The following is a 23,735-nucleotide window of genomic DNA, read 5'->3' as shown; positions in this document are numbered from 1 at the left end:
GGCACTCGGGGCACTTCGGGGCACGTCAGGGCGACGGGGGGCCCTGAAACTGCCGGGCGCGATTCATTCTAGGTTCTGTCTCCGACGGGACAGCGGGTGCGGGTGGAACCGTATCGCCGAGGCGCCCTGTCACGGCTAGCCTGCGGGTCATGCAAGGAGCCTGAGCATGCCGTCTGCCGATCGTCCCTACCAGCCCCCTCATCTGGCCCATTGGCCGCGCCGTCTGCCGCGTGAGCTGATCGTCCCCGAGACCACGCTGTGGTTCAACGCCGAGGTCTCGGCCGCGCGCTACCCGGACAAGGCCGCCTACCTGTTCTTCGGCGAGGCCCTGACCTACCGTCAGCTCAAGACCCGGGCCGAGGCACTGGCTGGCTGGCTGGAAGCCCAGGGCGTGCAGCGCGGCGACCGGGTGGCCATCTTCCTGCAGAACTGCCCGCAGTTCATCGTCGCCTTCTACGCGGTGATGCGCCTGGGCGCAGTGGTGGTGCCGGTCAACCCGATGAACCGGGTGGAGGAGTTCGGCCACTACATCACCGACCCCGACACCAAGGTCGTGGTCTGTGCCGCCGATGGCGCCGAGATCGTTGCCCAGGCCAACGCCGCGCTGCCCGAGGCACAGCGCCTGCGCGCCATCGTCGTGACCCGCTACGCCGATGCGCTGCCCGCCATCATCGAGCCAGACCTGGTGCCCGCGCCCGCGGTGGAGGCCTGGCTGCGCGCCGACCCGCCGCTGCCCGCCAGCCCCACGCCCATCACCCGCTGGAACGACGCGCTGGCCGCGGGCCTGTCGCCCGCCCAGCCGCACGCCGGCAGCGCCGACGACCTGGCGCTGCTGCCCTACACCTCGGGCACCACCGGCCTGCCCAAGGGCTGCATGCACACCCACCGCACGCTGATGCCCAATGTCATCGGCGGCGGCCTGTGGGGACACACCAGCGCCGAAACGATCAGCCTGGGCGTGGTGCCGATGTTCCACATCACCGGCATGCTCTACAACGTGCTGGGGCCGGTGTATGGCGGCACCACCGTGGTCATCCTGCCGCGCTGGGACCGCGAACTGGCCGGGCGGCTGATCTCGCGCTACCGGATCACGCACTGGACCTGCATCCCGACGATGATCATCGACCTGTTCGCCAGCCCGAACTACAAGCGCTTCGACCTGTCCAGCCTGAGCTTCCTCAGTGGCGGCGGCGCCGCGATGCCGCAGGCGGTGGCCGAGCGGCTGCAGGCCGAGTTCGGCATCACCTTCGCCGAGGGCTACGGCCTGACCGAGACTGCCGCGCCCAGCCACGCCAATCCGCCCGAACGCGCCAAGCTGCAGTGCCTGGGCATGCCGATCTACGGCGTCGACAGCCGCGTGGTCGACCCCGAGACCCTGCAGCCCATGCCGATCGGCGAGTCCGGCGAGATCGTCACCCACGGCCCGATGGTCTTCAAGGGCTACTGGAAGCACCCCGAGGCCAGCCGCGCCGCCTTCATCGAGATCGACGGCAAGCCCTTCTTCCGCACCGGCGACCTGGGCCGCATGGACGAGGACGGCTACTTCTTCATCACCGATCGCTTGAAGCGCATGATCAACGCCAGCGGCTACAAGGTCTGGCCCAGCGAGGTGGAACTGCTGCTGTACCGCCACCCGGCGGTGGCCGAGGCCTGCGTGATCGCGGCCAAGGACGCCTACCGCGGCGAGACCGTGAAGGCGGTGGTGGTGCTGCGGCCCGATGCGGTGGGCCGGACCACCGAACAGGACATCATCACCTGGGCCCACGAGCACATGGCCGCCTACAAGGCACCGCGGGTGGTGGAGTTCGCCCAGGCCCTGCCCAAGTCCGGCTCGGGCAAGGTGATGTGGCGGCTGCTGCAGGAGAAGGAAGCGGCGGCCTGATCAGGGCAGGTTGGAGCCGGGCCGGTCGCGCGGGACCCGGGCCAGGTAGTCCTCGATGCCCGCCTCGCCCAGGGGTTTGAGCATCGCCCACAGCGTGTTGATGCGCCCGCCGGTGTCCACGCCCTCGCGCACCCGCAGGCGCTGGTAACCCAGTTGCGTCCAGAAGCGCGTGGCGCGGGTGTTGGCCTGCACCACGCCCAGGCGCAGCCAGCGGGCGCCCTGGCGCCGCGCCCAGGCCTCATAGGCGGCGTGCCAGCGCTGGCCGATGCCCCGGCCGTGCAGCGCGTCCACCAGCCACAGCAGGCCCAGGTGGCAGCAGCCGGGCGTGCCCAGGTCTTCGGTGATCACCGCGGTACCTTGCAACCGGCCGGCCGCATCGAACAGGCCCAGCACATGCTGGGCGCGCCAGCTCAGGTGCGGCGGCGGGCGCTCGTCGAACTCCTGCTGCGCTTCATCGGGCAGCGCGTCGCGGCCGTTGACGGTGCGGAAGTAGAACGGGTGGGTGCTGAACAGCGCCTGCAGCGCCGGCACCTCGGCGGCGCGCAGGGGCCGCGCCGCCAGGTCGGCCGACGCGAACAGGGGCTCAGCCACCCCCTGCCTCGGCGCTCATCGCCTCGATCTGCTCGGACAGCTCCAGCCAGCGCTCCTCCAGCATCGCCACCTCGGCGGCCACGTGGTTGAGCTGCCGGCCGGCCTCGGCCAGCTCAGGCCCGCTGATCGAGCCATCGACGATGCCTGCTTCCAGCTTGGCACGCTCGGCGGCCAGCTTCTCCATCTTGGCGTCGATCTGCGCCAGCTCGTTGCGCAGCGGCCGGGTCTTGCCGGCCAGCGCCTGGCGGGCGGCGGCGGCGGCCTTGCGGTCCTCGCGCTGGTTGATCGGCGGCGGCGGCGGCGCGGCCACCGGCGCCGCCGCGGCCTTCTTCGGCTCGGGCTGGGCGGGCTTGCCGGCGGCGATGCGCGCGGCCTCGCGGCTGCGCTCGACCAGCCAGCGCTGGTAGTCGTCCAGGTCGCCGTCGAAGGACTTGAGCGCACCGTCGGCCACCAGCCAGAACTCGTCGCAGGTCTCGCGCAGCAGCGCGCGGTCGTGGCTGACCAGCATCACCGTGCCCTCGAACTCGTTGAGCGCCATCGACAGCGCCTCGCGGGTAGTGAGGTCCAGGTGGTTGGTGGGCTCGTCCAGCAGCAGCAGGTTGGGTTTCTGCCAGACCAGGCTGGCCAGCACCAGGCGCGCCTTCTCGCCGCCACTGAGCGTGCCCACCATCTGGTGCACCATCGCATCCAGGAAACGGAACTGGCCCAGGAAGTTGCGCAGCTCCTGCTCGGTGCCCGACGGCCCGGTGGTGCGCGCCAGCCGCACCATGTGCTGCAGCGGTGTGTCGTCGGCGTGCAGCAGGTCCATCTCCTGCTGCGCGAAGTAGCCGATCGCCAGGCCCTTGCCCTCGGTCACCGTGCCGGCCAGCGCCGGCTGGGCGCGGGCGATGGTCTTGACCACGGTGGACTTGCCCTGGCCGTTGGCGCCCAGGATGCCGATGCGCTGGCCGGCCAGCACGGTGCGGTCGATGCCGTGGACGATGGGCTTGGGTTGCAGGCGGACATCGTCCGCGGATCCGGCGCCGGGCCGCCCCAAGCCGGATTCGCCAGCCCCCTTGGGGGGCGCGTCGCCGTACTCGGCGGCGCGGGGCACCATGTAGCCGCAGACCACGTCGCGCATCGCCAGCATGGGATTGGGCAAGGACGGCGGTTCGCGGAACTCGAAGTTGAAGTCGCTGGCCGTCAGCACCGGCGCCAGCTTTTCCATCCGCGCCAGCGCCTTGACGCGGCTTTGCGCCTGCTTGGCCTTGGTGGCCTTGGCCTTGAAGCGGTCGATGAACTTCTGCAGGTGGGCGATGCGGTCCTGCTGCTTGGCAAAGGCCGCGGCCTGCTGCTCCAGCCGCTCGGCGCGCATTTCCTCGAAGGTGGTGTAGTTGCCGCCGTAGCGCAGCAGCTTGGCGTCTTCCAGGTGCAGCGTGACGGTGGTGATCGCGTCCAGGAACTCGCGGTCATGGCTGATCACCAGCAGCGTGCCGGGGTAGCGTTTGAGCCAGGCCTCCAGCCAGACCAGGGCGTCCAGGTCCAGGTGGTTGGTGGGCTCGTCCAGCAGCATCAGGTCGGCCGGGCACATCAGGCAGCGCGCCAGCTGCAGGCGCATGCGCCAGCCGCCGGAGAAGCTGTTGACCGGCGCATCCAGCTGCTCGCTGGTGAAGCCCAGACCCAGCAGCAGCGCCTGCGCGCGGGCGCGGGCGTCAAAGGCGCCAGCCTCTTCCAGCGACACATGGGCATGGGCCATGGCCTCGCCGTCGTCAGCGGCCTCGGCGGCCTCCAACTCGGCCTGCGCCTCCATCAGCCGGGTGTCGCCCTGCAGCACGAACTCGGTGGCCGGGGTGTCGACCTCAGGCATGTGCTGCGCCACCTCGCCCATGCGCCACTTCGGCGGGATCTCGGCGTCGCCCGCGTCGGCATGCAGCCGCCCGGCCAGCAGCGCGAACAGGCTGGACTTGCCGGCGCCGTTGCGACCCACCAGGCCGATCTTCTCGCCGGGGTTGAGCGTGACGGTGGCGCTGTCCAGCACCACCTTGACGCCGCGGCGCAGCGTGAGGTTGCGCAGGGTGATCATCGGGCGGCCTCCAGTGCGGCGCGGGTCAGCAGCAGCACCTGGTCGTCGCCCGCACTGGTGGGCAGCCACACCGCCTCCAGGCGCGGGAAGGCGGCCTCGAAGAAGGGCCGCTCGTGGCCGATTTCCAGCACCAGCACGGCCTCGTCCGTCATGTGATCAGCGGCCTGGGCCAGCAGCGGGCGGATGAAGTCCATGCCGTCGGTGCCGCCAGCCAGGTTGCCGCTCAGCGCCATTTCCGGCTCGGCGCGGAACTCGGGCGGCAGCGCGGCCATCGATTCGGCATTGACGTAGGGCGGGTTGCACAGGATCAGATCGAACTGGCGGCCGGCCACGGCGGCCAGGCCGTCGCCGTTGACCAACGTGATGCGCTCGCTCAGCCCGTGGCGCTGCACGTTCAGCGCGGCCACGGCCAGTGCGTCGGTGCTGAGGTCGGCGCCGGTGACCTGCACGTCGGGCCAGGCCATCGCGGCCAGCACGGCCAGGCTGCCGTTGCCGGTGCACAGGTCCAGCACCTGCTGGGTGCGGTCGCTGAGCCAGGCGTCGATCGTGCCGTCGGCCAGGCATTCGGCGATCAGGCTGCGCGGCACGATGACGCGCTCGTCCACGGTGAAGGGCACGCCCTGCAGCCAGGCCTCGCCGGTCAGGTAGGCGGCGGGGCGGCGGGTGGCGATGCGCTGGTCCACCAGGTTCAGCGCGCGTTGTTCGGCAGCGGCGGGCACGGTGGACTCGGCCACGTCTTCCAGCGCGTCGAGCGGCTGCTTCATGGCCCACAGCACCAGCCAGGCGGCTTCGTCGAAGGCGTTGGTCGTGCCGTGCCCAAACGAAACGCCCGCCTCCTCCAGGCGGGCGCTGCAGCGCTCGATCAGTTCGATCACGGTCATGTCAGAAGCGCCTCCAGCGTGCGCCGGTAGATGTTCTTCAGGGGCTCGACCGCATCGACCGCGACGTGTTCGTCAATCTTGTGGATCGTCGCATTGACCGGGCCGAACTCGACCACCTGCTCGCAGATGCGGGCGATGAAGCGGCCGTCCGAGGTGCCGCCGGTGGTGGACAGCTCGGTGCTCAGGCCGGTCTCGGCCTGGATGGCGTCGCGCAGCGCGGCCACCAGCGAGCCTTCAGGCGTCAGGAAGGGCGAGCCGCCCAGCGTCCAGTCGATGCGCCACTGCAGCTGCTGGCGGTCGAGGATGCGGGCCACGCGGGCCTTCAGGTCCTCGGGCGTGGAAGCGGTGGAGAAGCGGAAGTTGAAGTCCACCACCAGCTCGCCCGGGATCACGTTGGTGGCGCCGGTGCCGGCGTGCAGGTTGGAGATCTGGAAGGTGGTGGGCGGGAAGTAGTCGTTGCCGGCGTCCCAGGTGGCAGCAGCCAGCTCGGCCAGCGCCGGCGCGGCCAGGTGCACCGGGTTCTTGGCCAGCTGCGGGTAGGCCACATGGCCTTGCACGCCGGTGACGGTGAGTCGGCCCGACAAGGAGCCGCGGCGGCCGTTCTTGATCATGTCGCCCAGGCGGCTGACCGAGGTGGGCTCGCCGACGATGCAGCAATCGAGCTGTTCGCCGCGCTGCTGCAGCCACTCGACCACCTTGACCGTGCCGTCCACCGACGGGCCTTCCTCGTCGCTGGTCAGCAGAAAGGCGATGCGGCCGGCGTGGCCGGGGTGGGCCTGCACGAATTCCTCGGCGGCCACCACCATGGCGGCCAGCGAGGTCTTCATGTCGGCGGCGCCGCGCGCGAACAGCTTGCCGTCGCGGTAGCTGGGCACGAAGGGGTCGCTGGTCCAGTGCGCCAGCGGGCCGGTGGGCACCACATCGGTGTGGCCGGCGAAGACCACGGTGGGACCGGGCCGCGGGCCCTGGCGGGCGGCCCACAGGTTCTGCACCCGGAAGGTGTCAGGCCCGAAAGGCAGGTGGGTGGGCGTGAAGCCGGCGGCCGACAGCCGCTCGGCGATCAGGGCCTGGCAGCCGGCGTCATCGGGGGTGACGGAGGCGCGGGCGAGCAGGTCCTCGAGCAGGCGCAGCGTGTCGGACATCGGGGCAGGGTCAGCGCGTGCGCGCGGAAATCAGGGGCTTGGGCTGGCGGGCGCCTTCGGGCACCACATCCAGCGTGATCTCGGTGAACGAGGGGCTCTCGGGCTCGGGCTTGGACGGCGGCGTGCGCGAGACCGGGCCGTTGTCGTTCTGCAGACGCCACAACAGGTTGGTGGGCGAATCGGCGTGGATCATGCCCTCTTCCTGCGACACCACGCCTTCGGTGATCAGGCGCGCCAGGTCCTGCTCGAAGGTCTGCGAGCCCTCGGCCAGCGAGCGCTCCATGGCCTCGCGCACGCCGCCGAAATCGCCGGCCTCGATCATCTCGGAGATCAGCTTGGAGTTCAGCAGCACCTCGACCGCCGGCAGCCGGCCGCCGGCATTGGCCTTGAGCAGGCGCTGCGACACCACCGCCTTGGTGGCCGCGGCCAGGTCGGCCAGCAGCGCGGGGCGCGCCTCGGGCGTGTAGAACGAGACCACGCGGTTGAGCGCGTGGTAGCTGTTGTTGGCGTGCAGCGTGGCCAGCACCAGGTGGCCCGACAGCGCGTAGGACAGGGTCTGCGACATCGTCTCGCGGTCGCGGATCTCGCCGATCATGATGCAGTCGGGCGCCTGGCGCAGCGCGTTCTTCAGGCCGATGTGCAGGCTGGCGGTGTCGCGGCCCACCTCGCGCTGGTTGACCACCGAGCGCTTGTTGGTGAACAGGAACTCGATCGGGTCCTCGATCGTGAGGATGTGGCCGGTGAGGTGCTGGTTGCGCCACTCCAGCATCGAGGCCATCGTGGTGCTCTTGCCGGTGCCGGTGGCGCCCACCATCAGGATCAGGCCGCGCTTTTCCAGCGCCAGCGTGGCCAGCGTGGCGGGCAGGTTCAGCGTGTCGATCGACGGGATCTTGATCGGGATGCAGCGGATCACCGCTGCAAAGGTGGCGCGCTGCTTGAAGGCCGACAGGCGGAAGCTGCCGACCTTGGGCACGCCGATGCCGATGTTGAGCTCGCCCTGCTGCTCCAGCTCTTCCATCTGCAGCGGCGTCAGGATCTCGGCCAGCATGCTGCGCGGGTCGCCCGGCGCCAGCACGTGGTCGGTGATCGGGACCATCTGCCCGTTGATCTTCAGCAGCACCGGCGCATTGGCCGACAGGAAGACGTCGGAGGCGGCCTTCTGGGCCATCAGGTTCAGCACGCGTTCCATCGCGATCATGGGCAGGCCTCCGGTGGGTCGGGTTGACGCTGGGCGGGGAAAGATCAGTCGCGCAGCAGCTCGTTGATGCTGGTCTTCGAGCGGGTCTGGGCATCCACGCGCTTGACGATGATCGCAGCGTACATGCTGTAGTCGGCGCCGTTGGCGGCCTTCTTGGGCAGGTTGCCGCTGACCACCACCGAGCCCGAGGGCACGCGGCCGTAGCTGATCTCGCCGGTGGCGCGGTCGAAGATGGGGGTGGACTGGCCGATGTAGACGCCCATGCCCAGCACCGAGTGCTCTTCAATGATGACGCCTTCGACCACCTCGGAGCGCGCGCCGATGAAGCAGTTGTCTTCGATGATGGTGGGGTTGGCCTGCAGCGGCTCGAGCACGCCGCCGATGCCCACGCCGCCCGACAGGTGCACGTTCTTGCCGATCTGCGCGCAGGAGCCCACGGTGGCCCAGGTGTCGACCATCGTGCCTTCATCGACGTAGGCGCCGATGTTGACGTAGCTGGGCATCAGCACCGCGCCCTTGGCGATGTAGCTGCCGCGGCGCGCCACGGCCGGCGGCACCACGCGCACGCCGGCGGCGGCGACTTCGGACTCCTTCATGTGCGAGAACTTGGTGTCGACCTTGTCGAAGTAGGTCAGGTCACCGGCGCGCATGACCTTGTTGTCGTTCAGGCGGAAGGACAGCAGCACGGCCTTCTTCAGCCACTGGTGCACGGTCCACTGGCCCACGCCTTCGCGGGTGGCCACGCGGCGGCGGCCGGCATTCAGGTCGGCGATGACCTGGTTCACCGCCTCGCGCACCTCACCGTGGGTGCTGGCGTTGATGGTGGTGCGCTGTTCCCAGGCGGCGTCGATCAGGGCTTGCAGTTGGTCGCTCATGGCGTTGTCTCTTGGAGGTGGGTGTTCAGGGGCGCCAGGCGCGGGTGAAGGCGACGATGCGCTCGGCGGCCTCGACGCATTCGTCGACACCGGCCACCAGCGCCATGCGGATGCGGCCTGCACCCGGGTTCACGCCATGCGCGTCGCGCGCCAGCAGGCTGCCGGGCAGGACGGCCACATTGTATTGAGCCAGCAGATCCTGGGCGTAGCGCACGTCGTCACCCCCGGGCACGCCGGCCCACAGGTAGAACGCGGCGTCGGGCAGGCGCACGTCCAGCACCTCGGCCAGCATCGGCGTGACGCGGTCGAACTTCAGGCGGTACAGCGCCCGGTTGGCCCCGACATGCGCCTCGTCGTTCCAGGCGGCGATGCTGGCCATCTGCACCAGCTTGCTCATCGCGCTGCCGTGGTAGGTGCGGTAGAGCAGGTAGGGCTTGATGATCGCGGCATCACCGGCCACGAAGCCCGAGCGCATGCCTGGCACATTGCTGCGCTTGGACAGGCTGGACAGCATCACCAGGTTCCTGAAGCCGCGGCCCAGGGCCTGTGCGGCCTGCAGACCGCCCAGTGGCGCCTGGTCGTTGAAGTAGATTTCGGAGTAGCACTCGTCGCTGGCGATGACGAAGCCGTAGCGATCGCTCAACTCGAACAGGCGCTGCCACTCGCCCAGCGGCATTACCGCGCCGGTGGGGTTGCCCGGCGAGCAGGCATAGACCAGTCGGGTGCGGGCCCAGGTGGCCTCGTCGATGGCCGACCAGTCGCAGGCGAAGTTGCGCGCCGGGTCGGAGTTGGCGAACACCGGCTGGGCGCCGCCCAGCAGCGCCGCACCCTCGTAGATCTGGTAGAACGGGTTGGGGCAGACCACCACGGCGTCGCGCTCGGCCGGGTCCAGCACCACCTGCGCCAGCGAGAACAGCGCCTCGCGCGAACCCAGCACCGGCAGCACCTCGGTGGCCGGGTTCAGCGCCACGCCATAACGCCGCTGCACCCAGCCAGCGATCGATTCGCGCAGCGCCGGCTCGCCGATGGTCGGCGGGTAGTTCGACAGCCCGTCCAGGTTCCCGCACAGCGCACGCTCCACCAGCGGCGGCGCCGGGTGCTTGGGCTCGCCGATGCCCAGGCTGATCGGCCGCATCGCCGGATTCGGGACGATGCCCTTGGTGAGTTCGCGCAGTCTTTCGAACGGGTAGGGGTTGAGCGAGCCGAGCAGCGGGTTCATCGCAGCATTATCAGGGGTCAGCTTCCTGCCCACAGCGGCCGCAGGCCGCTGTGGGCAGAGCCCTATTCCGTTGAGCTCCCCCCAGCCCCCCTCCAAGAAGGGGGCTCCAGCATGAGCTTCGGGCCGGCCTGCCGGCCGGCGTGGCGCTGGCACGCTTGGCGCACCACCTTTTGTGGTTCTGACTGGAGCCACCCTCTCGGAGGGGGGCTGGGGGGAGCCCAACGTTCGGGGCCTTGGCCCACAGCGGCCTGCGGCCGCTGTGGGCAGCCAGCTGCCACTTGGGCGGTGTAGGCTATGCGACGACATCAGGACCACCAAAGGACTCCTCTCCATGCACATCGGCATCCTCACCGGCGGCGGCGACTGCCCGGGCCTGAATGCGGTGATCCGGGCGGTGACGCTGGCGCTGATCAACGAGTGCGGCGCGCGGGTCACCGGCATCGAGCGGGGCTTTCTGGGGCTGCTGACGCGCAGCGTGCGGCCGCTGGGGCTGCGTGAGGTGCAGGGCATCCTGGCCCAGGGGGGCACGATCCTGGGCACGCACAACCGCTGCGATCCGTTCCACTACTTTGGCGCGGACGGGGCGGACTGTTCGGCGCAGGCTCTGGCCTTCGCCCGTGAGCTGGGCCTGGACGGGCTGGTGGTGATTGGTGGCGACGGCACGATGAGCATCGCCCACCGCTTCGAGCCGCTGGGCCTGCCGGTCGTGGGGGTGCCCAAGACCATCGACAACGACCTGGCGCACACCGACCGCACCTTCGGCTTCGACAGCGCGGTGGCCGTGGTCGCCGAGGCGCTGGACCGGCTGGAGACCACCGCGCGCAGCCATGGCCGGGTGATGATCGCCGAGACCATGGGCCGCTACGCCGGCTGGATCGCGCTGGAGGGCGGCATGGCGGGGGGCGCCGACATGATCCTGCTGCCCGAGCTGCCGTTCTCCGTCGAGGCCGTCGCCCGGCTGTGCGCCGAGCGCGAAGCCGGCGACGGATGCACCCTGATCTGCATCGCCGAAGGGGCGCGTGCCGCCGGCCGCGAGCTGACCGTGCGCGCCACGCTGGCCGACAGCCCCGACCCGATCCGCCTGGGCGGCGTGGGCCAGTGGCTGCAGCAGCAACTGCAACCGCTGCTGTCCAGCGAGGTGCGCACCACGCTGCTCGGGCATGTGCAGCGCGGCGGCTCGCCCACGCCCTACGACCGCGTGCTGGCCACCCGCTTCGGCTACCACGCGGCACAACTGGTGCGCCGGGGCGAGTGGGGCCGCATGGTCACGCTCCACGGTGAGGACTGCGCCAGCGTGCCGCTGTCCGAGGTGGCCGGCAAGAGCCGCAATGTGCCGCTGGATCACCCGCTGCTGGCGGTGGCCCGCGGCCTGGGCGTGTCGCTGGGCGAGGCGCACCGCTGATCTGCGTCAACGTCGCGCGCGCGGCGGCGGCCAAGCTTGCGTTTTCTCAACCGGTCCGGGGCGGCAGTGGCGTCTGATCATGGCATCGCCGCAACGATCCTGAGAGGAGAACACCATGCATGCTCTGCGCGACTTCTTCACCACCGACTATGGCCTGCTGAGTGCCGGCGTGATCGCCTTCACGCTGGGCATGGGCTGGTTCTACGTCAACTACTTCATCAAGCACATCCGCGAGGATGAGGCGCGCGCCCGCGCCGCCGGCCTGATCAAGTGACTCCCGCAGCCCCGGCGCTGCACCCGCCTGGCGACCCGAGCAGGTGGGCGCCACGGGGCTGGCTGCATTTCGTCACACCGCCGAAAGGCGGTTTTTCACTTTCTGTGGCGAAAACTGTCTCCAAAAAGCATCTTTGTTGTGATGCATAGTTGATTCAAGGCGCCGACCCCAGGGGATCAAAGTCATCGGCCCTGTCTACACTGACCCCACCAATCAAAAAGAAGGACTTCCGGCCCGAGGGACAGGGAGTCCGGTGCTCCGGAGTCGGTGATGGCGTTCTTTCGCAGCCTCAGCCTGCGTCAACTGCTGACCGTGCCCTATGTGGTGCTGGTGCTGCTGCTGGCGATCATGATCGGGCTGCTGTCCTACCGGGCCGGGCGCGAGGCCGTGGACTCGCTGTCCGGACAGTTGCTGGGTGAGACGGTGGGTCGCATCTCCCAGGCGGTGGAGAAGCATGTCTTCGGCTCGGCCGCGGTGCTGGAGGTGGCGTTCCCCGAGGGTCTGACTGCCCCGGTGCGCCTGGCCGATGAGGTCGATGCCTTGCGCACCCGCTTCTGGCAGGCCACCTCGGTCCACCGCGAACTCAACAACTACGCCTATTACGGCGACGAGCAGGGCCATTTCTTCGGCCTGTGGCGCGACTCTGCCCAGGACGCCCAGGTGCGCCTGCGCACCGAAGGCAGCGGTCCGCGCACCCTGTACAAGGTCCATGGCATCCGCGGGGCGCTGGTCGATCCGGTGGTCGAGGACAAGGTCTTCGAGCCGCGCGAGCGACCCTGGTACCGCGCCAGCCGCGACAGCGGGGCCGAGATCTGGACGTCCATCTACATCGACTTTCGCACCCAGGGCCTGGTGGCCACGCGGGCGCGGCGCGTGCCCAATGCCGACGGCGGTCTGGGCGGCGTGGTGGCCACCGATGTGTCGCTGCAGTCGCTGAGCGACTTCGTGCGCTCGCTGCCGCTGTCGCCCAATGGCCTGGCCTTTGTGGCCGAGCCCGACGGCAAGCTGATCGCCACCTCGCGCGGCAGCTACCTGCGCCAGGGGACGAGCGGGCGCAGCGAGCGGCTGGACGCCGAGCAGTCCGACGACCCGCTGCTGGTGGCCACCCACCGGGCGGTGCGCGAGCTGATCGCGCTGCCGGGCGACCACGGCGCCACCCGCACCGTCAAGATCAGCGGGCCCGACGGCGCCGCGGTGCAGGTGGCCTGGGCGCGCATCCGCGATGACGCCGGCCTGGACTGGGTGATCGCGGTGGCGGTGCCGCGCTCGGACTTCCTGCAGCGCATCACCGACAACGTCTACCGCACGCTGGCACTGGCGGTGCTGGCGGCGCTGCTGGCCATCGGCATCGGCCTGGCCAGCCTCAGCGTGGTGGCGCGCGACCTGCGCCAGCTCAGTGTGGCCGCGCGGCGCGTGGGCGAGGGCGACTTCAGTGCCCCGCTGGGCATCCGCCGCGGCGACGAGATCGGTGACCTGGCCAAGAGCTTCCAGGCGATGACGCAGCGCCTGACCACCGACCGGCTGACCGGCCTGGCCAACCGCGAGGCGGTGCTGCGCCGGCTGGAAGAGCGCATGGCGCGGCAGCGCCGCTCGGCCGACGGCGGCATGTTCGCGGTGCTGTTCCTGGACCTGGACCGCTTCAAGGAGGTCAACGACCGCTTCGGCCATGACGCCGGTGACCGCGTGCTGGTGGCACTGGGTCAGCGCCTGCAGGCGCAGCTGCGCGAGGGCGACATGGTGGCGCGCTGGGCCGGTGACGAATTCCTGGTGCTGCTCGACCAGATCAGCACCGAGGCCGATGCCCGCCATGTGGTGGACAAGCTCAAGCGCAGCATGGAGCTGCCGCTGCAGACCCCGGGCCTGGGCCAGGACGTGGAGCTGAGCCTGTCGGTGGGCGTGGCCATCTACCCGCGCGACGGTCAGGACGTCGACACCCTGGTACAGCGCGCCGACGTGGCGATGTACCGCGACAAGCCGGGGCAGGGCGGCTGATCGACCGCGGCTGACGAGGCTGGGCGGGTCAGCCCCGCACGTCGGCCACCGGCTGCTCGCCGAAATCGGCGCGCGCCAGAAAGGCCAGGATGCGCGCGGCCGCCGCCTCGGGGCTGAGCAGCTGGCCGTTGTCGTGCATCGCGACGAAGTTGCCACGGTCGGCGAACTCGGCCGGGTCGGCGCCGCGCAACTGCACCTGCATGTCGGTGGCGATCACCCCCGGCGCCAGCGACACCACCCGCGCGCCGTTGGGCCGTGCGGCCTCTTCCAGCGCCAGGCAGCGGCTCAGGTGGTCCAGACCCGCCTTGGCGGCGCAGTACGAGGCACTTCCGGCCATGGCCCGCCGGCCCAGGCCCGACGAGATGTTCAGCAGCTTGCGCGGCACCGCCCAGCCGGCCGTGGCGGCCAGGAAGGCGGCCGAGAGCAGTGCTGGCGCCTCCAGACCCACCCGCAGCGCGTGCACGGTGTCGGCCGCGTCGATGCGGGCCAGGTCGCGCAGCGGGGCGATCACGCCGGCGTTGTTGATCAGGGTGACGCCTGCCAGAGCGGCCGGGGTCTGCGATTGCAGCCAGTCGCGCAGGCGCTGCGCCACCGGCGCCGCGTCGGCCAGGTCGGCCGGCCACTGCTCGGCGCCGGCCGCTGCCAGCGCGGCGCTGTGCCCGCGCGACAGGCCCAGCACCTGATCGCCGCGCGCCGCACAGGCCAGCGCGATGGCCTCGCCCATGCCGCGCGAGGCGCCGGTGACGATGGTGATGCAGGTCAGTTTCGGGGCCATGGCGAGTCCTTCCGGGCAGCGACAATCGGGGGATGAGTGAAGCATTGTCCCCTTCCGCGCCGATCACGCCCTGGTGGCGCCGGCCCCTGGTCGTCTCGGTTCTGGTGGTCCTGCTGGTGGTGGCCGGCACGATCGGCTGGTCGATGTACGCCGGCCTGAAGGACGGGGCGCGACGCGGGCTGGAACACGGCCTGCCCTGGCAGGTCGAGACCCTGGCCGATGGCGGCAGCCGGGTGTTCGGCCTGCAGCCCGGCGTCGACACGCTCGACAGCGTGCAGTCCCGGCTGGGCGAGGACATGAACGTCGGCCTGATCGTGGCTGGCGAGGCGCCACCGGCGCTGGAGGGCTTTGTCGAGAGCCTGCGCGCCGGCTTCATCACCGGCCGTCTGGTGGCCGCCTTCGAGGCCGACGATGGCTGGCTGCAGCGCGCCCGCGAACGGGCCGTGTCCAGCGACTACGGCGAGGGCGGCCGCAGCCGCCGCTACACACTGGCCGCCGACGACCGCCACCAGGCCGGCGGCAGCCGCCTGCTGGCCCTGGCCTACCTGCCGGCGGTGAAGCTGGACGCCGAGATGGTGCGCCAGCGCTTCGGCGAGCCGGCCGAGCGCATCACCGGCCCGCAGGGCGAGTCGCAGTGGCTCTACCCCGACCGCGGTGTGGCCGTGGTGCTGCCGCCCGAACAGGGCGAGGCCGCGAAGGCGCGGGCGGTGATCCAGTACGTGGCGCCGCGCGACTTCGAGGCGCGGCTGCGCGCGCCGCTGCAGGCCGCCTCGGCGCCGCGCTGAGCGTCGTCCGGCGCGCGGCGCGCCGGCAACTCATTCCACCGGATCGCCAATCGCCAGGTAGTGGCCGCCGGCCACATGGTGCAGGGTGCGCAGCGCGGCCGGCGCACGGTCGAAATGCCAGCGGCCGGCGTCGAACACCCGCGCGTCGGCCCAGGCGCCGGTGATGCGGCCGACGAACAGGTCGTGGCGCTGCTCCACCTCGGGCTCGGGGATGTGCACGCCATCCAACCAGGCCACGCAGCCGGCCACCAGCGGTGAGCGGGCGGCGGGCTCGTCGAGCAGGGGCACCGCGTGGTCGGCCAGCTTGTCGGTCTCGCGGCCGCTGTGGCTGCCCAGCGCGGTCACCATGCGCGCCTGTGCAGCGCAGGGCACGCTGATCGCGAAATGCCCCGAGGCCAGGATCAGCTCGCGCGTGAAGGTGGCCTTGTCCAGCACCAGCGCCACCTTGGGCGGGTCGAAATCCAGCGCCATCACCCAGGCCGCGGCCATCACATTGCTGCGCCCCGCGTGGCGGGCCGAGACCAGCACGGTCGGTCCGTGGTTGATCAGGCGGTAGGCCTTGGGCAGGTCGACGGCGGTGCGCATGGCGGGGCTTTCAGAAGGGGGCAGGCGATTCCACCACGATCGTCGCGCCGCTGACCGGGTGGGGCAGGGCCAGCCGGCAGGCATGCAGCAGCAGCCGCGGCGCGGCGGCGTGGTCGGCGGGTGGGGCGTAGAGCTCGTCGCCCAGGATCGGGTGGCCGATCGCCGCCAGGTGCACGCGCAGCTGGTGCGAGCGGCCGGTGACCGGCATCAGGGCCAGGCGGCTGCGGCCACCGGCGGCATCGCGCGCGAGCACCTGCCAGCGGGTCAGCGCAGGGCGCCCCAGCTGGGCGTCGACCATCTGCCGCGGCCGCCTCGGCCAGTCGGCGCGCAGCGGCAGCGCCACCTCGCCGGCATCGGCCTCGGGCAGGCCGGCCACCCAGGCCTCGTAGCGCTTGTCGCTCAGGCGCTGCTCGAAGGCGCGCGACAGCGCCCGCTGCGCCGCCGGGCCGCGTCCGAAGACCAGGATGCCCGAGGTGCCCATGTCCAGCCGGTGCACCACCAGCGCGTCCGCGACGCGCTGTTGCAAGCGGGCGATCGCGCAGTCGGCCTTGTCCGGCCCGCGGCCGGGCACCGACAGCAGGCCGGCCGGTTTGTCGACGGCCACCAGGGCCTCGTCGCAGTACAGGATGCGCAGCTCGTCCATCGGCGGCCACTCTACCCGCGCTGGCTACACTGGCCGCGATGAATGCACTGTTCCCCCTGGGCTGGGCCCACTACCTGGGCGGCGGGCTGCTGATCGGGCTGGGCGTGGCCTGGCTGTTCCTCAGCACCGGCCGCATCGGCGGCATGAGCACCGTCTTCACCTCGACCTGGTCCTACCTGTCGCGCGCGCCGTACTTCCACCTGCCGCGCTTCACCGAAAGCCGCCAGTGGCGCCTGGTCTATGCCGCCGGGCTGGTGCTGGGCGCCTTCCTGTGGTGGCGATGGCTGGGTCCGGCCGCACCGCTGCGCAGCGGTTTGCCCTGGTGGCAACTGCTGCTGGGCGGCGTGCTGGTGGGCTATGGCGCCCGGCTGGGCAATGGCTGCACCTCGGGGCACGGCATCTGCGGGCTGGGCTCGCTGCAGCTGCCGTCGCTGGTGGCGGTGCTGACCTTCATGGCCACGGGCTTCGCCACCGCGAACCTGGTCCTGGCTTGGCGGGGGCACTGAGCATGCGCCTGTCCCAGGTCATGTCGGTGGCGCTGGCCGGCGTGCTGTTCGGCTTCGGCCTGGCGCTGTCCACGATGATCCAGCCGCAGGTGGTGCTGTCCTTTCTGCGTTTCCAGGATGCCGGCCTGCTGCTGGTGATGGGCGGCGCGATGGGTCTGACGCTGCTGGCTTACCAGCTGCTGCCGCGCTGGCGCCGGCAGCCCTTGTTCGAGCACAGCTTCGGCCACCATGTGGCGACGCTGGACCGCGACACCGTGCTGGGCGCGGCGATCTTCGGCATCGGCTGGGGCCTGTGCGGGGTCTGCCCCGGCCCGGCCATCGCCGGCCTGGGCGCCGGCAACGCGGACCTGCTCTGGGCCTTGGCAGGCACCGCCGCCGGGGCCTGGCTGCACGGGGTGCGCCGGCCAGCCTGATCCCCGGCCATTGGTGAAACCCCCAGGGCTGTCTGCAGGCTCTTTGCCTTGCGTCAATGCACGCGGCTGCCTATGATTTACCGACCGGTTGGTTAAGTAATTCATGAGGTGTCGCGGGCCGGGGCGATGCAGGAGATTCTTTCGATGGCCGAGCCCCTGGTCCTGGTGACGCAATCCGGTGCCGTGCGCACCCTGGCGCTGAACCGCCCCGCCGCGCTCAACAGCTTCACCGGCGAGATGCACCGCCAGCTGCTGGCGGCGCTGGAAGCCGCCGCGGCCGATGCCGCGGTGCGCGCCGTGATCCTGACCGGCTCCGGCCGCGGCTTCTGTGCCGGACAGGACCTGAACGACCCCGAGATGGCCCCTGACGCCGACGGCAACGTCGACATCGGCCGGCTCATCGACGCCTACTACCAGCCGCTGGCGCTGCGCGTGCGCAGCATGCCGATCCCGGTGGTGGCGGCGGTCAACGGCGTGGCCGCCGGCGCCGGTGCCAACCTGGCGCTGGGCTGCGACATGGTGGTGGCGGCCCGCTCGGCCAGCTTCATCCAGGCCTTCAGCAAGATCGGCCTGGTGCCCGATTGCGGCGGCACCTGGCTGCTGCCGCGTCTGGTGGGCCGCGCCACCGCGCTGGCGCTGGCCTTCACCGGCGACAAGCTGATGGCGGAAGATGCCCAGCGCATCGGCCTGATCTGGCAGTGCGTGGACGACGCCGCGCTGGCCGATACCGCCCAGGCCCTGGCCGCGCGCCTGGCCGCGCTGCCGGTCAAGGCCCTGGCCGAGACCCGCCGCGCGATCGACGCCGCCATGGGCATGGACCTGCCCGAGGCGCTGGCGGTGGAAGGCCGGCTGCAGCGCACCCTGGGCCGGGAGCACGACTACCGCGAAGGCGTGGCCGCGTTCCAGCAGAAGCGCGCGCCGCAGTTCAAGGACCGTTGACGATGAGCACCGCCTCCCCCGCGCTCGACCCCCAGCGCGTGGCCGAAGCCGCGCGCGATGCGATGTGGGCCAACGACCACGCCTGCCAGGCCCTGGGCATCCAGGTGGTGGCGGTCGGCCCCGGCACCGCCACGCTGACGATGACCGTGCGCCAGGACATGGTCAACGGCCACGACATCTGCCATGGCGGCCTGATCGCCACGCTGGCCGATTCGGCCTTCGCCTACGCCTGCAATGCCTACAACGAGGTCACCGTGGCCTCGGGCTTCGCGATCGACCTGCTGGCCCCGGCGCGCCTGGGTGAGCAGCTCACCGCCCGCGCCCATGAGGTGGCCAAGGGCGGCCGCACCGGGGTCTACGACATCGAGGTCAGCAACCCGGCGGGTCAGCGCATCGCGGTCTTCCGCGGCCGCTCGCACACCGCCCGCGGCAAGCACCTGGTCGACCCCGCCACGCTGGCCTGAACCACAAGACACTGGAGACACCGCCCATGAGCAAGGCCCCCCGGCCCGAGGAACTCGACCCGATCGAGCGCGCCAGCCGCGACGAGATCGAGGCCCTGCAGTTCACCCGCCTGAAGGACACGCTGCAGCGCTGCTACGCCAACGTGCCCCACTACCGCCGCGCCTTCGACGAGAAGGGCGTGCACCCGGACGACCTGAAGACGCTGGCCGACATCGCCAGGTTCCCGTTCACCACCAAGCACGATCTGCGCGCCAACTACCCCTTCGGCATGTTCGCGGTGCCGCGCCAGCAGGTGGCGCGCATCCACGCCTCGTCGGGCACCACCGGCAAGCCCACGGTGGTGGGCTACACGTTGAACGACATCGACAACTGGGCCACGCTGGTGGCGCGCTCGATCCGCGCCGCGGGCGGCCGCCCTGGTGACATCTGCCACGTGGCCTACGGCTATGGCCTGTTCACGGGCGGTCTGGGCGCGCACTACGGCGCCGAGAAGGCCGGCTGCACGGTGATCCCGATGTCGGGTGGCCAGACCGAGAAGCAGGTGCAGCTGATCCAGGACTTCAAGCCCGACATCATCATGGTCACGCCCAGCTACATGCAGGTGATCATCGAGGAGTTCCGCCGCCAGGGGCTGGACCCGCGCGAGATGTCGGTGCGCATCGGCATCTTCGGCGCCGAGCCCTGGACCGAGCAGATGCGCCGCCAGATCGAGGCCGATGCCGGCATCGACGCGGTCGACATCTACGGCCTGTCCGAGGTGATGGGCCCGGGCGTGGCCAACGAGTGCGTCGAGACCAAGGACGGCCCGGTGATCTGGGAAGACCATTTCCTGGCCGAGATCATCGACCCCGAGACCGGCGACGTGCTGCCCTACGACCCGGCCAGCGGCACGCCCGAGGGCGAGCTGGTCTTCACCTCGCTGACCAAGGAGGCCTTCCCGATCGTGCGCTACCGCACCCGGGACCTCACGCGCCTGCTGCCGCCCACCGCGCGCAGCATGCGGCGCATGGGCAAGATCGTCGGCCGCTCGGACGACATGCTGATCATCCGTGGTGTGAACATGTTCCCCACGCAGATCGAGGAACTGGTGCTGCAGACCGACGGCCTGTCGGGCCAGTACCAGATCGTCGTCAGCCGCGAGGGCACCCTCGACGAGGTCGACGTGCTGTGCGAGGTGCTGCCCTCGGCCGCCGGCGCCGACCGTGGCGCGATCGCCAAGCACCTGGCCCACCGCATCAAGACGCTGATCGGCGTGTCCACCCGGGTGCAGGTGGGCCTGCCCGACACGATCGAGCGCACGCTGGTGGGCAAGGCCCGCCGCGTCATCGACAAACGACCCCGGTAATCCATGGCCCGACCGCGTTCCTCCGGCTACGACGACCAGCGCGACCTGATCCTGGGCCACGCCGCCGCGCTGTTCGCGCAGCAGGGCTATGTGGCCACCTCGATGAACCAGGTGGCGGCGGCCTGCGGTGTGTCCAAGGCCGCGCTCTACCACTATGTGCGCGACAAGAACGAGCTGCTGGCGCTGGTGGCCGAAGGCCATGTGCAGCGCCTGGCGCAGGTGGTGGCCGAGGTGCTGGCCGAGCCGCTGGAGCCCGATGCGCGCCTGCGCGCGCTGATCACCCGCTTCGTGCAGGAGTACGCCAGCGCCCGCAACGAGCACCGCGTGCTGACCGAGGACGTCGACCTGCTCGACCCCGAGCGCCGCGAGCGCGTGCTGGATGTGCAGCGCGGCGTGGTGGCGGCCTTTGCCGATGCGGTCTGCGATGTCCGTCCCGCGCTGCGCGACACCGATCTGCACAAGCCCATGACCATGCTGCTGTTCGGCATGATCAACTGGATGTTCACCTGGTTCCGCCCCGGCGAGCCGCTGACCCACGAGCAGGTGGCGCCGATGGTGGCCGACCTGTTCCTGGGCGGCCTGGGCGCCGTGCAAGCCCCCACGAGTTCCAACACAGCGCCCACCAAGGTGCGTGCCCCCCGCCGATCCACCAAGGAGACCACGACGTGATCGCTCGCAAGCTCATCCATTCCCTCATCGCCTCGGCCGCGATGCTGGCCACCGCTGGCGCCGCCTGGGCCGACATCAACGTCGGCGTCACGGTGTCGGCCACCGGCCCGGCGGCCTCGCTGGGCATTCCCGAGAAGAACACGATCGCGCTGATGCCGCAGACGATTGCCGGCCAGAAGATCAACTACATCGTGCTCGACGACGCCTCGGACACCACCAAGGCGGTCACCAACACCCGCCGCCTGATCACCGAGGACAAGGTCGACATCGTGCTGGGCAGCACCACCACGCCCAACTCGCTGGCGATGATCGACGCGGTGGCCGAAGCCCAGGTGCCGATGATCTCGATGGCCGCCTCGGCCCGCATCATCGAGCCGATGGACGCCAAGAAGCGCTGGGTCTTCAAGACGCCCCAGAACGACATCATGATGTCGCTGGCCATTGCCAGCCACATGGCCGATGCGGGCGTGAAGACGGTGGGCTTCATCGGCTTTGCCGATGCCTACGGCGAGGGCTGGTTCCAGGAGTTCAGCAAGGCCGCCGGCCTGAAGGGCCTGAACATCGTCGCCAGCGAGCGCTACAACCGCAATGACGCCTCGGTCACTGCCCAGGTGCTGAAGCTGGTCGGCGCCAAGCCCGACGCCATCCTGATCGCCGGCTCGGGCACGCCGGCCGCGCTGCCGCAGACCGGCCTGGTCGAGCGCGGCTACGCCGGCAAGGTCTACCAGACCCACGGCGTGGCCAACAACGACTTCCTGCGTGTGGGCGGCAAGGCGGTGGAGGGCACCTACCTGCCGGCCGGCCCGGTGCTGGTGGCGGCGCAACTGCCGGCCAACCACCCGCTGAAGAAGAGCGCGATGGAGTACATCACCAAGTACGAGGCCGCGCACGGCAAGGGCTCGGTGTCCACCTTCGGTGCCCACGCCTGGGACGCCGGCCTGCTGATGTCCGCCGCGGTGCCGGTGGCGCTGAAGAAGGCCCAGCCGGGCACGCCGGCCTTCCGCGCCGCGCTGCGGGACGCGCTGGAGCAGATCAAGGAACTGCCCGGCGCCCACGGCATCTTCAACATGTCGCCCGGCGACCACCTGGGCCTGGACCAGCGCGCCCGGGTGATGGTCAAGATCGAGGGCGGCACCTGGAAGTACCAGCCCTGAGGCCGGTCTGGCCATAAGCGTCGAAAGCCGGGCCTGGAGCCCGGCTTTTTTCCGACCATCTTCGTGGGGCTTTGGGGTAGGCTTGCCCTGCCATGTCCGTCCGGCCCCGCTCCCCGTCCTCCGCCTGGTGGCCGCTTGCGCTGGCCGTGGGGGTGGTGGCCGCGATGGTGGTGCTGCTCGCGGCGCTGGCGCTGCGGCAGGAACATGAACGCCGGCTGGCCTATGCCCAGGGCGTGACGCGCAACCTGGCGCTGCTGATCGAGGCCCAGCTGGCCGGCGTGCTGGCCCGCGCCGATCTGCGACTGACGCAGATGGGCGCGCAAGCGGCCGGCGAGCCCGGCGGCTGGCAGGCGGCCCACCCGACCCCGGCGCCGGGCCTGACGGTGAGCGGCCCCGAGCGCGATGCGCGTGGCACCTGGGTGATGGTGCTGTCGCGCCCGTCGGCGCAGGCCGGCAAGCCGCCGGTCAGCCTGTCCATCCCGGTGGACCAGTTCGGCGCGGTGCTGGACCGCGTCTCGCTGGGCACGCTGGGGGCGGCGACGATCCGCACCACCGACCTGGCCCTGGTCTACCGCCATCCGCTGCCGCCCGGCGGCCTCACCCAGATCGGCAGCCGGGAAGTGTCGGCCGGCCTGCGTTCGGCGGTGGCCCTGGCGCCTGAGGCGGGCGACTTCAACGCCCCCACGGCGCTGGACGGCATCGCCCGGCTCAATGCCTACCAGCGGGTCGACGGCTACCCCTTCTATGTGATCGTCGGCCTGCCCGAGCAGGACTTTCCCCGCGGCTGGAGCCGCATGGACCTGGCGATGATCGCAGTGGCCGCGGTGTCGCTGCTGGCCACGCTGCTGGGCGGCTGGCTGCTGCACCTGGGCGCGCGGCGCCAGATCGACCAGATGCAGCGCCGCCATGCGGCCATCGTCGAGTCCTCGACCGACGCCATCCTCAGCAAGACGCTGGACGGCGTGGTCACCAGCTGGAACCGCGGCGCCGAACGCATCTTCGGCTGGACCGCGCAGGAGATGGTCGGCCAGCCCTTGCGGCGCGTCGTGCCGGACGACCTGCTCGACCAGGAGCAGGACATCGTCCAGCGCCTGCAGCAGGGCGAGGAGATCACCGCCCTCGAGACCGAACGCCTGTGCCGCGATGGCCGGCGCCTGCCGATGTCGCTGACGATCTCGCCGGTGCGCGATGCCCAGGGCCGCATCACGGGCGCCTCCACCATCGCGCGTGACATCTCTCGCCAGAAGGCCCTGGAGGCCGAGATCCGGGCGCTCGCCTTCCTGGACCCGTTGACCCAGTTGCCCAACCGCCGCCTGCTGCGCGATCGCCTGCTGCAGGCGCAGCAGGTCAGCCGCCGCAGCGGCCACTGGGCGGCGGTGATCTACCTGGACCTGGATGGCTTCAAGGGCCTGAACGACACCCACGGCCACGACGTGGGCGACCTCTTCCTGGTCGAGGTGGCGCGGCGCCTGAAGGCGGCGGTGCGTGAAACCGACACCGTCGCCCGCCTGGGGGGCGACGAGTTCGTGGTGCTGTGCGCCGAACTGGGGGCGTCGCAGGGCACGGCCACCGAGGCGGTGCTGGCGATCGAGGCCAAGATCACCCACGCCGTCGAGGCGCCCTGGCAACTGCGCGACCTGCACCTGGGGCCGCGCGTCAGCCTGGGCCACCGGCTGTTCCTGGGCGTCGAGGACGAGGTCGACCTGATCCTGCGCGACGCCGACAGCCGGATGTACGCCGACAAGCAGCGCCGCCGCCAAGGCCGCTGATCACACCCCTTCCGGTGCCCTGACCGGATCGGCAAGCCACTGACCACCTGTGGGTGGCGGGGCGGCCTGCGGCTTGCGCTGGCTCAAGAATTCCCTTTCCCCGACAAGCACTTGCGCAGGCCACCTGGGGCTTTCCCTGGGCGGGCCGCAGTGGGCACGCGCCTTGTAA

The 23,735-nt window shown here is 70.8% G+C and carries 23 protein-coding genes; 13 read left to right on the top strand and 10 right to left on the bottom strand.

Annotated elements, in window-relative coordinates; translation table 11 throughout:
- Window positions 1-166: 166 nt before the first annotated feature.
- The gene (locus KAK03_RS14665) at window positions 167-1,882 is read left to right on the top strand and encodes a long-chain fatty acid--CoA ligase (protein WP_210854693.1); all 1,716 of its coding nucleotides are present in this window, start codon (window positions 167-169) and stop codon (window positions 1,880-1,882) included.
- On the opposite strand, the gene KAK03_RS14660 is transcribed toward KAK03_RS14665, so the two are convergent.
- From KAK03_RS14660 to dapC, 7 genes are read right to left on the bottom strand one after another with little or no spacing between them, the layout of a single operon-like run.
- Window positions 1,883-2,473, bottom strand: coding sequence for a GNAT family N-acetyltransferase (locus KAK03_RS14660; protein WP_210854692.1), 591 nt, complete (start codon window positions 2,471-2,473; stop codon window positions 1,883-1,885). It abuts the gene before it with no gap.
- Window positions 2,466-4,535: an ABC-F family ATP-binding cassette domain-containing protein gene (locus KAK03_RS14655; RefSeq protein ID WP_210854691.1), complete on the bottom strand. Its 2,070-nt coding sequence runs from the start codon at window positions 4,533-4,535 to the stop codon at window positions 2,466-2,468. Before KAK03_RS14655 ends, KAK03_RS14660 begins: the two co-directional genes overlap by 8 nt.
- On the bottom strand, window positions 4,532-5,416 hold the full coding sequence (gene prmB, locus KAK03_RS14650; protein WP_210854690.1) for a 50S ribosomal protein L3 N(5)-glutamine methyltransferase: 885 nt from the start codon (window positions 5,414-5,416) through the stop codon (window positions 4,532-4,534). Before prmB ends, KAK03_RS14655 begins: the two co-directional genes overlap by 4 nt.
- Window positions 5,413-6,558 carry a succinyl-diaminopimelate desuccinylase gene (dapE, locus tag KAK03_RS14645; protein WP_210854689.1) on the bottom strand — a complete coding sequence of 382 codons (1,146 nt, stop codon included), beginning with the start codon at window positions 6,556-6,558 and terminating at the stop codon, window positions 5,413-5,415. The genes prmB and dapE overlap by 4 nt, the downstream gene beginning before the upstream one ends.
- 10 nt (window positions 6,559-6,568) lie before the next feature.
- Complete coding sequence (locus tag KAK03_RS14640) at window positions 6,569-7,756, bottom strand: PilT/PilU family type 4a pilus ATPase (protein WP_247661175.1); 1,188 nt, start codon at window positions 7,754-7,756, stop codon at window positions 6,569-6,571.
- A gap of 44 nt (window positions 7,757-7,800) precedes the next feature.
- Entirely contained in the window at window positions 7,801-8,631 is an 831-nt protein-coding gene (gene dapD / locus KAK03_RS14635) for a 2,3,4,5-tetrahydropyridine-2,6-dicarboxylate N-succinyltransferase (RefSeq protein ID WP_210854688.1), read from the bottom strand.
- 25 nt (window positions 8,632-8,656) lie between these two features.
- Window positions 8,657-9,850, bottom strand: coding sequence for a succinyldiaminopimelate transaminase (gene dapC / locus KAK03_RS14630; protein ID WP_210854687.1), 1,194 nt, complete (start codon window positions 9,848-9,850; stop codon window positions 8,657-8,659).
- A 331-nt stretch (window positions 9,851-10,181) separates the two neighbouring features.
- On the opposite strand from dapC, the gene KAK03_RS14625 reads away from it, so the two are divergent.
- From KAK03_RS14625 to KAK03_RS14615, 3 genes are all read left to right on the top strand, one after another.
- The gene (locus tag KAK03_RS14625; RefSeq protein WP_210854686.1) at window positions 10,182-11,252 is read left to right on the top strand and encodes a 6-phosphofructokinase; all 1,071 of its coding nucleotides are present in this window, start codon (window positions 10,182-10,184) and stop codon (window positions 11,250-11,252) included.
- A gap of 115 nt (window positions 11,253-11,367) precedes the next feature.
- Window positions 11,368-11,526 carry a DUF3149 domain-containing protein gene (locus tag KAK03_RS14620; RefSeq protein ID WP_210854685.1) on the top strand — a complete coding sequence of 53 codons (159 nt, stop codon included), beginning with the start codon at window positions 11,368-11,370 and terminating at the stop codon, window positions 11,524-11,526.
- 270 nt (window positions 11,527-11,796) lie between these two features.
- Window positions 11,797-13,518 carry a diguanylate cyclase domain-containing protein gene (locus tag KAK03_RS14615; protein ID WP_210854684.1) on the top strand — a complete coding sequence of 574 codons (1,722 nt, stop codon included), beginning with the start codon at window positions 11,797-11,799 and terminating at the stop codon, window positions 13,516-13,518.
- A gap of 28 nt (window positions 13,519-13,546) precedes the next feature.
- On the opposite strand, the gene KAK03_RS14610 is transcribed toward KAK03_RS14615, so the two are convergent.
- On the bottom strand, window positions 13,547-14,293 hold the full coding sequence (locus KAK03_RS14610) for an SDR family NAD(P)-dependent oxidoreductase (protein ID WP_210854683.1): 747 nt from the start codon (window positions 14,291-14,293) through the stop codon (window positions 13,547-13,549).
- A gap of 32 nt (window positions 14,294-14,325) precedes the next feature.
- Here KAK03_RS14610 and KAK03_RS14605 point away from each other — a divergent pair, with 32 nt between their 5' ends.
- Window positions 14,326-15,078 (top strand): hypothetical protein, encoded by a 753-nt coding sequence (locus KAK03_RS14605; RefSeq protein WP_210854682.1) that lies wholly within the window; start codon window positions 14,326-14,328, stop codon window positions 15,076-15,078.
- Window positions 15,079-15,108: 30 nt separating this feature from the next.
- Here the strand turns inward: KAK03_RS14605 and KAK03_RS14600 are convergent, their stop codons facing one another.
- Window positions 15,109-15,663: a flavin reductase family protein gene (locus tag KAK03_RS14600; protein WP_210854681.1), complete on the bottom strand. Its 555-nt coding sequence runs from the start codon at window positions 15,661-15,663 to the stop codon at window positions 15,109-15,111.
- 10 nt (window positions 15,664-15,673) lie between these two features.
- Window positions 15,674-16,306, bottom strand: a complete 633-nt coding sequence (locus tag KAK03_RS14595; RefSeq protein WP_210854680.1) for an RluA family pseudouridine synthase — start codon at window positions 16,304-16,306, stop codon at window positions 15,674-15,676.
- A gap of 38 nt (window positions 16,307-16,344) precedes the next feature.
- Between KAK03_RS14595 and KAK03_RS14590 the strand changes: the two genes are divergently transcribed.
- The 8 genes from KAK03_RS14590 (at window position 16,345) to KAK03_RS14555 (ending at window position 23,566) form a co-directional block, all read left to right on the top strand.
- Window positions 16,345-16,812: a YeeE/YedE family protein gene (locus KAK03_RS14590; RefSeq protein ID WP_210854679.1), complete on the top strand. Its 468-nt coding sequence runs from the start codon at window positions 16,345-16,347 to the stop codon at window positions 16,810-16,812.
- A gap of 2 nt (window positions 16,813-16,814) precedes the next feature.
- Complete coding sequence (locus KAK03_RS14585) at window positions 16,815-17,225, top strand: DUF6691 family protein (protein WP_210854678.1); 411 nt, start codon at window positions 16,815-16,817, stop codon at window positions 17,223-17,225.
- A gap of 144 nt (window positions 17,226-17,369) precedes the next feature.
- Window positions 17,370-18,164, top strand: a complete 795-nt coding sequence (locus KAK03_RS14580) for an enoyl-CoA hydratase-related protein (protein WP_210854677.1) — start codon at window positions 17,370-17,372, stop codon at window positions 18,162-18,164.
- A gap of 2 nt (window positions 18,165-18,166) precedes the next feature.
- Window positions 18,167-18,628 carry a hydroxyphenylacetyl-CoA thioesterase PaaI gene (gene paaI, locus KAK03_RS14575; RefSeq protein ID WP_210799756.1) on the top strand — a complete coding sequence of 154 codons (462 nt, stop codon included), beginning with the start codon at window positions 18,167-18,169 and terminating at the stop codon, window positions 18,626-18,628.
- Window positions 18,629-18,654: 26 nt separating this feature from the next.
- Entirely contained in the window at window positions 18,655-19,974 is a 1,320-nt protein-coding gene (gene paaK, locus KAK03_RS14570; protein ID WP_210854676.1) for a phenylacetate--CoA ligase PaaK, read from the top strand.
- Between the two features lie 3 nt (window positions 19,975-19,977).
- Entirely contained in the window at window positions 19,978-20,643 is a 666-nt protein-coding gene (locus tag KAK03_RS14565) for a TetR/AcrR family transcriptional regulator (RefSeq protein WP_210854675.1), read from the top strand.
- Window positions 20,644-20,684: 41 nt separating this feature from the next.
- Window positions 20,685-21,797, top strand: a complete 1,113-nt coding sequence (locus KAK03_RS14560; RefSeq protein WP_210854730.1) for an ABC transporter substrate-binding protein — start codon at window positions 20,685-20,687, stop codon at window positions 21,795-21,797.
- A gap of 92 nt (window positions 21,798-21,889) precedes the next feature.
- Entirely contained in the window at window positions 21,890-23,566 is a 1,677-nt protein-coding gene (locus tag KAK03_RS14555) for a diguanylate cyclase domain-containing protein (RefSeq protein WP_210854674.1), read from the top strand.
- The last annotated feature ends 169 nt before the right edge of the window (window positions 23,567-23,735 follow it).

Source organism: Ideonella alba (assembly GCF_018069845.1).
Classification (GTDB): domain Bacteria; phylum Pseudomonadota; class Gammaproteobacteria; order Burkholderiales; family Burkholderiaceae_C; genus Ideonella; species Ideonella alba.
This window is presented reverse-complemented; position numbering and strand designations above follow the sequence as displayed.